Raw genomic sequence first — 12,485 nt, forward strand, 5'->3', positions numbered from 1 at the left:
TGCACTTATGCCTGATGGGAAGGTTAGTTTTCCTATCGGGTGAACAAAGACCGGCTGGGTTTCCAATCGGTCTTTGTTATTTCTGTATTCCATTTCGTAAGGTGTACGAGCAGATCTATAGAATTAAATCAGACTGAAGATAATGGTATAATAGCTTGGCTGTATTTTCAATTGATGATTGGTGTGTACGCTCAAACGCGTGTGATGAATCGATCCCAGGTCCAATTAAGCCATGAACGATGTCATGACCAGAACGGATAGCTGCTGATGCATCAGAACCATAATATGGATAAATATCTAGCTTATATTCAATATTGTTTTCTTCGGCAAGACGCACTAGATTTTTGCGTAATTCATAATGGTATGGTCCGCTTGCATCCTTGACACATATGGAAACTGTATATTCATCTGTAGACTGTCCATCACCCATTGCCCCCATGTCGACTGCTAAATATTCAACTGTCTCCGGAGTAATATTTGAATTTCCACCATAGCCAATTTCTTCATTGTTCGAAATCAAGAAATGGGTTGTATATGGCAATGTAATGTTTTCGGATTTCATTTGCTTTATTAATTGAAGAAGAATGGCCACACTTGCTTTATCATCCAAGTGGCGGGATTTAATATAACCGCTTGGAGTCACTTCAACTCGCGGATCAAATGAAACAAAATCACCAACCTCGATTCCTAGTGCCCTGACTTCTTCCGCGTTATGTACTTTTTCATCAATCCGGATCTCCATATTTTCCTGATTTCGTTCGGCTTTGCCAGCATCCTTATAAACATGGACAGAAGTCTGATGCATGAGGATAGTTCCTGAATATTTCTTGCCGCTGCTCGTTTCTATTTGGCAATATTCACCTTCTATGGAATTATATTTAAATCCACCAATTAAGTCAATCTTTAACCTGCCGTTTGCTTTTACTTCTTTCACCATTGCGCCAAGCGTATCTACATGTGCCGTAAGCATTCGATGTTTACTTGTATCTTTTCCCTCAATTGTTGCAATTAAGCCGCCTTTACGGTTCCTGTATGTTTTGATTTTTAACTCTGAAAGGAAATTTTCGACAAAAGTTATGACTTCATTTGTATTACCGGAAGGACTCGGTATTGACACAAGTTCGCTAATTAATTTCATTGTTTCTGCAGAATGTGTAAGATTACCCATTGCAAGTACCCCTTTCTGAATTTTCATTCCTTACTATAATACATAAAAATCGAATATGCCATGTAATAAATCGAAATTATTGTCAACTTTTTAAGAAATCATGCATAGGTTAACTGTGTTTACTAATTCTTAATACGGATAAACATTGGAAAAATTGGGCATGAATGGAACTATTCGGACTATTTGAAAAACATTCTTGCAACTCTTCATAATCCGGAATAATACTAATGGGAGGAGAAAAGTGTTGACCAGAGTAGAATTATATAATCACAAGCCGAAGCAATCTTCCTGGAAGGGTCTGTTTTTTTTCATTGCAGCCTGCATCATTATAACTGTTGGTTTCTTTATTTTTCGCAATTTCTATCAAAGTACCATAAAAATTGAAGCACCGAATGAGAATTTGGGACAAAAAGTCGTGATACATCTTCCAAATGGACAAAAGGTTTATACGTATGACAATTTAATTATCGAAAAGAATGGAAAGACCTATTATAAAGGGGAGCGCAACACGATTGACCTAACAGGTGGAACATTTGCATATGAAGATTGGGATTAGGTATCAAAAGACTAGCCAGATTGTCAGGCTAGTCTTTTCGCTACTTAAACCATCCTTTTTTCGTAAACCATACTGTCATACCCACTGCGATGACAAACATGACAACCAGTGCACCTAAATAGCCGTATTTCCATGTCAGCTCAGGCATGTATTGAAAGTTCATCCCATATACACCTACGATAAAGGTTAAAGGCATAAAAATGGTCGTGATAACTGTTAAGACCTTCATAACATGGTTTGTTTCATTCGAATTGATGGAAATATAGCTGTCACGTATATCTGTGGCAAGCTCCCGGCTGGCTTCAATCATTTCTGTTAATTTTAGCAAATGATCGTAAATATCTGAGAAATAAGCAATTTTCCCTTCCATACTTGTTAATCGCTGTGAATTAAGAATCCTGTACAAAAGATCTCTCATTGGTGAGATGGTATGCCGTAATGATAAAAGATCATGTCTCGTATCAAATAAGTCTTTAAGTAAGGACTCCATTGATCTGCCTTTTGAATTTTCATCAATTTCATTTAAGATATCATCAATTTGATTAACTAAAGGAAAATAATTATCGACCATTTTATCAAGAACATGATAAAAGACATGGGAAGGATCCCATTGAGTTAAGCTGGTCGATTGACTCAAACGATTCCACACTTCATCAATTTCTGCAGAGGGTTCATGATGAAAAGTGACGATATAATTCCTGCTAAGAAAAAAATTCACTTCTTCTCTTTCAATCATTTTTGGGTTCAATGCCTGTGTCACAAAAAAGGTATAATTCTCATAATAATCAAGCTTTGGTCTTTGTAAATGATGAATACAGTCCTCAATCGCTAACGGATGGAAGGAAAGAGGTGTTCTTAATAATTCGATTTCCTCTTTGCTTGGATGGTGAAAATCAATCCAGTACCATTGATAATCTCCATGAACAAGTTTTGAGATTTCTATGTCTTTGACCACTTCGTGATTTTGATTAATTGCAATTGTTTTAATCATAAAATCTCCTTATCGACTTTTTACTACTTCACTATAAAGGATTGTATGAAAAAAAACAGCCAATTTCGGTGCTATGTCATTGTTTTTTTGATGATGTTACGGATTCTTGAAGCCGTTTTTTACGTCTTATTCGATCCTGGAAGGCTTGGTACAAACTTTGAAACCCAAGAATAGCTACCACGATTATTCCGCTTAATACGATCCCTACAGCAAAGTACTCGAAAGGATTATAATATTTAAAGTGAGACCAATTAATTTTCCCCTCTAAATCATGTGTAAAAAGATTCATACTGAAGATTCCGCAAATTACTGTATATAGAGTTAATACTAGCAATACCAAGCTGTCTCTTTTCATCATGTTGTTTTCATCATACTTAAACAAGCTATAAAGTATGTCTTTTGTATTGCTATATAAATTGTCAATGGTAAAGCTTTTTCGTAAATGATTAAAAAGTTCTTGGCCTTCAGTTGATGCAGGATATTCAGCAAAAAAATAGTTAGAAGTAAATGAGTTTATCGTATAAATTAACTTGTCGACCTCTTTTTTATCTTGATTGATATTTGTGAAAGTAAAGTCATCAGATATTTTTAAAAATACTAATTTATGAAATAGATTTATTAATAAAGCATAGTAAAATGGGCCGTAAAACTGTTCAATAAGAAAACTTAATTCAATTTCTTTTTCAATCGTAATACATGAAAAGGATTGGTCATCAATAAAATAGGATGTGGATGGGGCCCAGCGGTTATAACCATAGTCATTTATATATTTAGAGATATATTCTAAGTTATTTGCACGAACATATGGGTTTCCAGCTGAATTTAACCCGCACAAGGTTCCTGTACGGTATACATCAACAGAATCAATGAGTTCTTCACCACTTATTGACAGCAAAGATTGGACATACATTTTTTGTGTAGTAAGAAATGTACCTGCCTCATTATTCATATAGTTCGTTAATTGAGGAACTAAATAATCAAACAAAAAATCCATTATCAGAGGATAAACCTTTCCTCCATATTCGATTTTAGATTTTTGAAGTTGTGGCTCCAGGATTCGTAAACAATCGGCAAATTCTATTGTCTGTGATAGAGAAAGGTTGTTGATTTCTGTTCGAATCGTTAAAAATCCGAAGTCATACGGACAAATAAATAGATCGACAGAATGAATGTGAAATGGGATGCTAACATGCCTTGCTGTTAATAGGCTATTTATGTCAAGCTTTTTTGTATATCTTTGAAATCCTTTTTGTTGTTCTGATGTTGGAAAAAGAATTTTATTTGTTAATGGAAGGAAAAATGCTTCTAAGTCTCGGTGGGACACGTGATAACTACCATAATAGGCATGTTCCATTTGCACATCACTTAATTGGAATAGGGTAAAATCTTGCTCTTCTAAATAAAGGGACAGGTTTTGATCGGTACCTGCTTTCAATGAAAAAGGAATGATAAATTGAAAAAGTGCTGTCGACACGTGCTTTTCTTTTAATTCGATGGGCTGCATAAATTTTGATCCTTTCAAATAAAAAAGATTTCTAACAACAACTTTCCCAAAATGAAGGCAATTTAACCAGCGAAAATATCATTTTTAACACACCGTTGAATAAAAAAGAGGCATTCCAGGATGTGGAGTGCCTCAATCAAAAAATCTATACAGATGGTGCAGTTTCCTTATTGCGCATTGCCTGAGGAATATAAACGCAGAATGGCTCACTTTCTAAATAATCACCTGTTACGGCATACGTTCTTGAACGAGAGCCGCCGCAAATTTTGTTATATTCACAAACGCCGCATTTACCTTTATAGTTGTCAGGCTGTCTCAGCTCTTTAAATACCTTAGAATTACGATAAATTTCAGCAAGCGGGGTGTCACGGACGTTTCCGCCGACAATTGGAAGTAAGCCGCTTGGCATAACGTCGCCAATATGGGAAACGAACGCAAAGCCATTACCATCGTTTACGCCTTTTGGTGCACGCTTTAAGCCGTCATGCATCGATGCGAAATCTGTTGTTATCGTATCCTCGTAATGTATTTCACCTTTATCGATTAAATGATCACGAGTTTTCTGTTGCAGTACCACACGGCGATAATGCTGCGCTGCGGTGGTTTTGATGTCGTATGGAGCTGTTTTACTTAATTCATATAACCAGCGGAAGACTTTTTCATGCTCTGCGGGTGTAATACATGCATCTAGTTGTCCACGGCCTGTTGGAACAAGCAGGAAGATGTACCACATAACTGCACCAAGTTCACCCACAAGCTTTGACATTTCTTCTAGGGAATCATAATTGTAGCGAGAAATAACCGTATTGATTTGCAGCGGCATTTCTAGTTCATTTAAGTATTTAATTTTTTCAAGTGTTAAATGAAAGGAACCAGGAGTTCCACGGAAATGGTCATGAATTTCCGGTGTTGGTCCGTCAAGACTGAAGCCCCAGCGGGATAGCCCGACTTCTTTGGCCTGTTTCATTTTCTCGATTGTTACATTTGGGGTAGCACTAGGAGTCATTGACACACGCATTCCTTTTTTTATTGCATAATCTGCAAGCTCGAAAAGATCTTCTCTCATCATACAATCCCCGCCAGTGAAGACAAGCATTGGATTATCCATTTCATAGATTTGATCGATTAGATTAATACCTTCTTCGTGTGTAAGCTCTCGAGGGTCTGGTGTCAGCTGCGCATCTGCCCGGCAGTGAACGCACTTCAGTTGGCAAGCTCTTGTTACCTCCCAAATGACAATGAAGGGATTAATGTCATAATCAATTCCCTTACTCGCTCCATGTGGATGTCCTTTACTTATACCATGCATCTTCATCACCAAATTCTTTGTTTATTTTTTAACCATTAAAATTGTTTCTATAGGTTAATTATAATTTTGTCCTCATGATGTGCATGGATGGTTTGTTACAATATTTCTACATTCCATTAAAGATTTGACAAATTCCAATTAGATATCAAATGATCTTGCAAGCTTTTCTATTCTTGAAAAATCAGAAAATTAATACTTTAAGAAGTGGAATTCAAGTTTTATACTTAGTAAAGTAACTTCTTTTCTCTAACACTACCATTTGGCTGCAATATGAAAGGAGCTGCAGATGATTAAACGAATCATAAGTTTATGTATCCTACTTTTTATTATTGCCGTTGGTTTCCTACAAAAGGATGAATTGCTTCACCTTGTCAAACAAGGAGGAACGGCATCAATCTTCATCAGTATGCTGCTAGTAGCCATTTGTGTTTTTTTTCCTGTCATTCCTTTTCCCGTTTTGGCGGGAGTTATAGGAGCAGTATTTGGTGCCGCAGAAGGAGTATTTATTTCTTTAGCAGGAGCAATGGTCGGAACAATGGGATTCTTCATTTTAAGCAGATATGGTTTTCGGGATTTTGCTGAAGAAAACTTAACCAAATACCCAAAGGTTAGGGAATATGAGGATTTTCTAAATCGAAACTCTTTTGTTGCGATTCTCACTTGCCGTTTAATTCCTATTATTCCGGCACCGGTTGTAAATATCATTTGCGGTTTAAGCCATGTTAAATGGATTACATTTTTGATCGCATCGACATTAGGGAAAATCCCCAATATTCTTATATTGTCTTACGCAGGGTCAATATTTAGTAACAATAAGCTTTATTCCTTTGGAATCTATGGCTGTTATTTGTTAATCATTATCTTGATAAATTTTGTAATCATTTATCGGAGAACGTCGCATAAGTCTCTTGATTAAAGAACTTTTTGGACATTCAAATCGTTTTGTTTTTCTACAATGATGATTTCTTTAAAAAAGCTTTTTAAGATAAGCCATTTTGCGGGATAGGTGTAAATAAAATCTTCAAGTGATTGAAGTGAGTAATAAATAAAACAGTCAAACCCACTTTTCACTTTTTTTAAATCGTATAAAAGTGCGTGGGGAATGGTGTAATACTCGTTTAATTGAAAAGGGTTAAGTCTTACAATTTGAATGTTTTGGTTGGACAGATATTTTTTTATCGATTGTTCCTGTAGTGAAATACTCTCATCCTTCGAGAGTCCATTTAAACTGATGCGATCATTAATATAATAAATTCCCTTCATTTCATTACACCCTCTCAAATAACGTAATATTTTTATTGTTATTGACAGTGTTTTAAAGAAGTATACTTAGCAAAAATAAAAGGTAATGGAGATAAATGATGATAAGTGCTGCAATTCATGGATTTATTTTGGCCTTTGGGCTAATCCTGCCATTAGGTGTTCAAAATGTGTTTGTTTTTAATCAGGGTGCAATGCAGCCTAGATGGATGTTAGTGCTTCCTGTTGTTTTGACGGCTTCTATTTGTGATACTCTTCTGATTTCATTAGCCGTTTTTGGAGTCTCTGCAGTTGTTTTAGGAGTGGATTGGATCAGAGTTACACTGCTTTTGGTCGGGATCCTGTTTTTACTCTATATGGGTTTCATAACCTGGAAAAGTAAGCCAACGACAGAGGAAACAAAAGGGGTGGCATTTACACCTCGAAAGCAGATTGCCTTTGCTGCTTCCGTGTCCTTATTAAATCCCCATGCCATCATGGACACAATTGGTGTCATTGGCACAAGCTCTTTAACTTATACTGGTTCAGAGAAAATCATCTTTATGATTGTATGTATCCTTGTCTCATGGATGTGGTTTTTTGGTCTTTCTCTTGCTGGGAGATTTATTGGGAAGCTTGATCGATCTGGAAGATTTATTCTTTATCTAAATAAAATATCCGCATTAATTATGTGGGGAACTGCCTTTTATCTTGTTTTTTCACTATAACAAAAAAATTACCCGGCAATTTTGCCGGGCATTTTCCAAATCTATATTAAAAGGGGGCGGAGGTTAAAGGTTCTTCGTGAACCTATTTATATAATAACGGATAAATATGAACAAAATATGAAGGAAAGATTAATAGTTTGAGAAAGGTTAAATATGCTTCATCTTCTCTAATTTCATCTTTCCCCGTGAAAACCACAAGCTCATAAAAAAACTGATGATCCCAGTTATGATTAAAACTTCGCCAATGATTTTCATGTTATTCGCAGAAATCTCTGCTCCAAATATTAATCCTAAAATAATAGAGGATAAAATGGAACCTAAATATCTGCAAGTTTGAAACAACCCTGAAGTTGTGCCAATAATTTCCTTTGGACTTTCCTTCAACATGGCGACTTGAAGAACAACATTTCCGATTCCATAGCTTAATCCCAAAATCGATAAAATGATCCCAATTACCAAATAAGAAGCATCTACAAAAAACAAGGTAAAAATCAGTGCCCCAATGATCGAGGTAAACGAACCGATCATAATCGGCTGATATACACCAGCACGGTCAATCCATTTTCCCGTAACGGATGAAATAATAATACTGACTCCTGACATAAACAGCATTAATAAACCGCTATGTTCTACACTTAATCCCAACACCTCTTGAAAGTAGCTCGGGAGACCGAAAAATAAACAATAGAAAAAGATGTTTAAAAAGATAAACTGGACATATACCATTGAAAGCTTTGAATGTGATTTAAAAATACGGATATCGATAAACGGCTCTTTTACTTTCAATTCCCTCCAGCCAAAAAGAGCGAAAAGAAGTATCCCCACCATACCGGAAAGATAATTTACATTAGCTTCAAACGATAATAGAAACGATAAAAAGAAGACCATTCCTCCGGCAAAAAAAATGATGCCAAGAAAATCAAGGTTGAAAAACAATGCTTTCCTACGAGCTTTATCCTGTTTAACGTCCTTTGGAAACATATACAAACCTAGCAGAAAACTGATGATAATAAACGGGAAATTTACCCAAAAAATAGCCGGCCAGCCTCCATAAACAATGGAGAAACCACCAATTGTCGGTCCGAGTGCCACCATCGCAGAGGCAAAGATCGAGAGGACAGCTAGTGCAGAAGCTTGCCGGTCTTTAATATTGTCACGTATTAATGACATTCCCGATGGATAGATAGCACTGCTCCCAATTGATTGAATCATTCTCATCACAAGCAACATAAGAAATGTTGTTGAAAGGGGTGCACCAATCGCCGATAGGGCGACAAGTACAAGACCGAACAAAAAGGTCTTTTTTCGTCCAAAAATATCTGCAATCTTTCCTGTTACCGGCTGTGCTACGGCACTAGCTAAATAAAAGCTGGAAATCAACCAGGAAACGGTTGTAAAGGAAAGCTGAAAATCCTTTTGAATACTATGTAATGCCAATGCAATCATGGAAGAGTTAAGCGGATTTAACATCGTACCTGAAGCAACTGCAGTTAAAAATAAAGCTCGATTTTTTTTCATGAGTAACATCCTTTTGGAAACATTAGGTATTAATAAGTGTCCCCAAAATATAAAAGTCTAGTATTTTAGGAATAATTTCGAATGGATCATGACAAATAAAATTGAAGAGATAATTAAAGAATCTAGTTCTTTGAGGCATAATAGACAAAAAAACTATCCGAAGATAGCTTTTATATTTTTAGAGCGCACTAGTAAGTCGGAAGTATTCTATATGGCCGCATCATTTCATAATCCTCATGTTCTAGCATATGGCAATGCCAAACATATTGACCGGTGAATGGGAAAAACGGGATAATGACGCTAGTAATGTGACCTGGCGGGCACCTGACTGTATCCTTCCAGCCACGCTCACATGACTCTGGAGGAATCCTCGGCCCCTTCAATCTCACTTGCATTGTTTTTTTATAATAGTCTACATCGAAGGCCCGCCTTTCAAGAATTTGAAATTGAACAAGGTGAACGTGGATGGGATGATCGTCGTCATTCGTATTGATAAAATTCCATATTTCAATTGAGCCAAGACGCGGATTCTCTGAAATAGGATCATCCCACATTTTCTTATCTAGCAGAAATAGCGACCTTCCATATTGATCTTTTTCCTCACTTAATTCGAGAAATCTTTGCTTGCGGACAGAATTTACCTGCAGCCACTTTATGGGACCCATATAGACCGGGATTGTGCTTGTATCAATGACTGAAAGAGGCTTCGTTACACGAAACTCCATGACGATTCCCGTGGTTTCGGGGTTAACTGGATCACCAATCGGAAAGTGTGTCGGTGCATTATTTTTCAAAATTATTGATTTACCTACCATATTCGAGAAATCAATGATGACATCGAGTCGTTCAGCTGGTGCGAGCAATAAAGATTTTCCTCCAATTGGTCGCTCCAGAAACCCGCTTTCCGTGCCAATTTGAAAAAATAGTTGACCTGAATCCAGCGTTAGCCGAAAAAAGCGGGCATTTGCAGCATTTAAGATGCGAAATCGATATTTCCGGGGTTCAACCTCATGATAGGGCCATACCTTGCCATTAACAACAATCGTATTGCCAAAAAAGGCTGTGATAATTGAAGGATGAATGCCGGAAGCATTGTTTTCGGGCTGTACTGGATAAGACAATGAGCCATCCTCATGAAAGGTACGATCTTGAAGCAATAATGGAACCTCAAATGGTCCACTAGGAAGATTCAATAAATGTTCATGCCGGTCTCTGATTAAATAATATCCGGCAAGGCCTGCATAAATATTCAATCGCGTCAGCCCGATCGCGTGGTCGTGGTACCAGAGTGTCCGTGCACTTTGCTGGTTTGCATATTCATAAATTTCTTTTTGAAAAAAAGGACCCTTTTCGGCAAATCCTTTCGTGAACCAGGCATCCGGGTACCCGTCACTCGCTGGCTCTGTTCTGCCTCCATGAAGGTGGACAACAGTCCGGACATCCGGTTTCTCCTTTTCCGCTCCATGAACCGTATGATCAATCGGCAATAAGTGATTGTCAGGCAGTTCATTCTGCCATTTTACAAAAAGTCTTTCACCCGAATTTACCTCAATGGTTGGCCCCGGGTAAATTCCCTCATACCCCCAAAGTTTTGTTGCAGGTAAATCGCTATGGAGTGATTGCTTCGATTCCTTCATGCTCACTTCATAATACGTATAGTCAACCGATTTCCACATTGGCTTTAATACAGGAGGAATCGGCAGCGGATCTTTAAATTTTCCCAGCATCATGTGTAGCTCCCCTTCATGCGATTGTTACTAATTCATATGAAAACAGCTAGAGGAAAATTAATCATTCTTGGAATAGCATATGTCTTCATATAAATAAGATAGAAATTCTTTTGTGCGAATTGGGGGAGAAGCGTGGAGGATATATATCAAATATTAGGTGTACTTGATCAACATGAGGCATGTGTTTTAGCGACGATCGTTCGTGTCAAGTGTTCTGCATATAAAAAAGAAGGTTCTTCCATGCTTTTTTTGGCGGATGGTACACAAATCGGCATGTTAACAGCAGGTTGCTTGGAAACAAACCTTGCCATCCAAGTGAAGGAAGTTTTCGAGACACAAGAGTCCATTTTGGTGCAATATAACTTGTTTGATGAGGACGATTTAAACTGGGGGCAAGGTGCAGGCTGTAATGGCACCATCGATATATTAATCGAGCCAGTAACGGAAAAAGTAAAAGAGGATTTTCAAATGGTTAGAACACTCCTAAATTCTCAAAAGCCGGTCATTTCATTAAAAAAACTGGATGTACTGGGGGAATATGTTTTTATTGAGGAGGAAGGTGAACCGTTCGGAAACTGGTCAGGACTGATTCCGGTAATTGAGTCCACCTCGAAAATCGGTGTTATGTCAGGGGCTCCAACTGTTTTTCAGCATACGTATCAACCAAAGCCAAGACTTATCGTATTTGGAGCAGGACCAGATGCAATCCCGCTTGTTTCTTTAGCCGCAGATATAGGTTTTTCAGTTGTAGTCTGTGATTGGCGGGAAACATTTTGCCAGAAAAAAAACTTCCCGCGGGCAGAAGAGCTGTTAGTGGGCTTCCCATCTAAACTTTTAAAACAAATCTCTTTTTCACCTTATGATTTTGTTGTTGTGATGACACACCATTTTCAGAGAGATCAAGAAATAGTAATGAAGGTACTAAATCAGAATATAAGGTACTTAGGGGTATTAGGTCCGAGGGAGAGAACAAAGAGACTGTTAAAAGGTGATGATGTTCCAAATTGGATCTATTCTCCAATAGGTGCTGCGATTGGAGCAAAAGGACCCGTTGAAATCGCTGTAAGTATGGTTGCCGAAATGATTGAAGTATGGAGAAAACCTGCATATGAACGAGTGGACCTTTTATGGACCATACCGGATTAGTGGGGGTCTATCTTGCAGCGGGGAAGAGCAGCAGAATGGGCAGTAATAAGTTGAATTTACCGCTTGGGAATCAGTGTTTGGGAGGCATAGCACTTCGAGCGGCGCTGGAATCGAGGCTTGAAGTTACCTTCGCCGTCACTCGACAGGGAGATTCGCTCCATTGGTTAGCTCCTTTTTCAAAAGATGAGGGTTTTAGAATTCTAGAATGCAAGGATGCAGACAATGGCCAGAGTGCTTCGCTAAAAGTGGGGGTAAAGGCTGCAGAGGAATTTGGAGGAGAAGGGGTTGTCGTTTTGCTTGCAGATCAGCCGTTTGTGACAACGGGAATGATTAATCGATTAATGGAAGAATTCCAAGGGTCCGAGGATTATATTTCCTATTTGCATGATGGAGTGATGAAGCCCCCCGTTCTTTTAGCTAGAAGTCTTTTTTCGAGAATTATGGAATTATCAGGGGACCAAGGAGCAAGGAGTTTGCTTCGCGATGATTGTGAGAATCGCGGGAAACGAATAGAAATGGATAAGAGTGTTTATTTTTTTGATGTAGATACGGTAGAAGATTACCATTTCATATTGAATAATGGACCATTCCTATAG

General features: G+C 37.8%; 12 protein-coding genes. 5 read left to right on the forward strand and 7 right to left on the reverse strand.

Translation table 11 applies throughout. The features are described from left to right. Window positions 1-115: 115 nt before the first annotated feature. Window positions 116-1,168 (reverse strand): M42 family metallopeptidase, encoded by a 1,053-nt coding sequence (locus tag V7150_RS20440; RefSeq protein ID WP_335521965.1) that lies wholly within the window; start codon window positions 1,166-1,168, stop codon window positions 116-118. Between the two features lie 241 nt (window positions 1,169-1,409). Between V7150_RS20440 and V7150_RS20445 the strand changes: the two genes are divergently transcribed. Further along, window positions 1,410-1,724, forward strand: coding sequence for a hypothetical protein (locus tag V7150_RS20445; RefSeq protein ID WP_335521967.1), 315 nt, complete (start codon window positions 1,410-1,412; stop codon window positions 1,722-1,724). 40 nt (window positions 1,725-1,764) lie between these two features. On the opposite strand, the gene corA is transcribed toward V7150_RS20445, so the two are convergent. The 3 genes from corA to V7150_RS20460 form a co-directional block, all read right to left on the reverse strand. After that, the gene (gene corA, locus V7150_RS20450) at window positions 1,765-2,715 is read right to left on the reverse strand and encodes a magnesium/cobalt transporter CorA (protein WP_335521968.1); all 951 of its coding nucleotides are present in this window, start codon (window positions 2,713-2,715) and stop codon (window positions 1,765-1,767) included. Window positions 2,716-2,791: 76 nt separating this feature from the next. Next, window positions 2,792-4,237, reverse strand: a complete 1,446-nt coding sequence (locus V7150_RS20455) for a hypothetical protein (protein WP_335521970.1) — start codon at window positions 4,235-4,237, stop codon at window positions 2,792-2,794. 127 nt (window positions 4,238-4,364) lie between these two features. Further along, window positions 4,365-5,528: a TIGR04053 family radical SAM/SPASM domain-containing protein gene (locus V7150_RS20460; RefSeq protein WP_335522013.1), complete on the reverse strand. Its 1,164-nt coding sequence runs from the start codon at window positions 5,526-5,528 to the stop codon at window positions 4,365-4,367. A gap of 286 nt (window positions 5,529-5,814) precedes the next feature. Between V7150_RS20460 and V7150_RS20465 the strand changes: the two genes are divergently transcribed. Beyond that, window positions 5,815-6,444, forward strand: a complete 630-nt coding sequence (locus V7150_RS20465; RefSeq protein ID WP_335521972.1) for a TVP38/TMEM64 family protein — start codon at window positions 5,815-5,817, stop codon at window positions 6,442-6,444. On the opposite strand, the gene V7150_RS20470 is transcribed toward V7150_RS20465, so the two are convergent. Next, complete coding sequence (locus tag V7150_RS20470) at window positions 6,441-6,791, reverse strand: hypothetical protein (protein ID WP_335521974.1); 351 nt, start codon at window positions 6,789-6,791, stop codon at window positions 6,441-6,443. The two genes, V7150_RS20465 and V7150_RS20470, sit on opposite strands and share 4 nt — an antisense overlap. Before the next feature lie 98 nt (window positions 6,792-6,889). Here V7150_RS20470 and V7150_RS20475 point away from each other — a divergent pair, with 98 nt between their 5' ends. Continuing rightward, entirely contained in the window at window positions 6,890-7,495 is a 606-nt protein-coding gene (locus tag V7150_RS20475; protein ID WP_335521976.1) for a LysE/ArgO family amino acid transporter, read from the forward strand. 147 nt (window positions 7,496-7,642) lie between these two features. Here the strand turns inward: V7150_RS20475 and V7150_RS20480 are convergent, their stop codons facing one another. Continuing rightward, window positions 7,643-9,022 carry an MFS transporter gene (locus V7150_RS20480; protein WP_335521978.1) on the reverse strand — a complete coding sequence of 460 codons (1,380 nt, stop codon included), beginning with the start codon at window positions 9,020-9,022 and terminating at the stop codon, window positions 7,643-7,645. Window positions 9,023-9,201: 179 nt separating this feature from the next. Next, window positions 9,202-10,743, reverse strand: a complete 1,542-nt coding sequence (locus V7150_RS20485; protein ID WP_335521980.1) for a multicopper oxidase family protein — start codon at window positions 10,741-10,743, stop codon at window positions 9,202-9,204. Between the two features lie 132 nt (window positions 10,744-10,875). Between V7150_RS20485 and V7150_RS20490 the strand changes: the two genes are divergently transcribed. Together V7150_RS20490 and V7150_RS20495 are read left to right on the forward strand one after the other, a co-directional pair. Then, complete coding sequence (locus tag V7150_RS20490) at window positions 10,876-11,889, forward strand: XdhC family protein (RefSeq protein ID WP_335521982.1); 1,014 nt, start codon at window positions 10,876-10,878, stop codon at window positions 11,887-11,889. Further along, the gene (locus tag V7150_RS20495) at window positions 11,871-12,485 is read left to right on the forward strand and encodes a nucleotidyltransferase family protein (protein ID WP_335521983.1); all 615 of its coding nucleotides are present in this window, start codon (window positions 11,871-11,873) and stop codon (window positions 12,483-12,485) included. The genes V7150_RS20490 and V7150_RS20495 overlap by 19 nt, the downstream gene beginning before the upstream one ends.

The organism is Neobacillus drentensis, from assembly GCF_036965245.1.
Classification (GTDB): Bacteria; Bacillota; Bacilli; order Bacillales; family Cytobacillaceae; genus Neobacillus; species Neobacillus drentensis_G.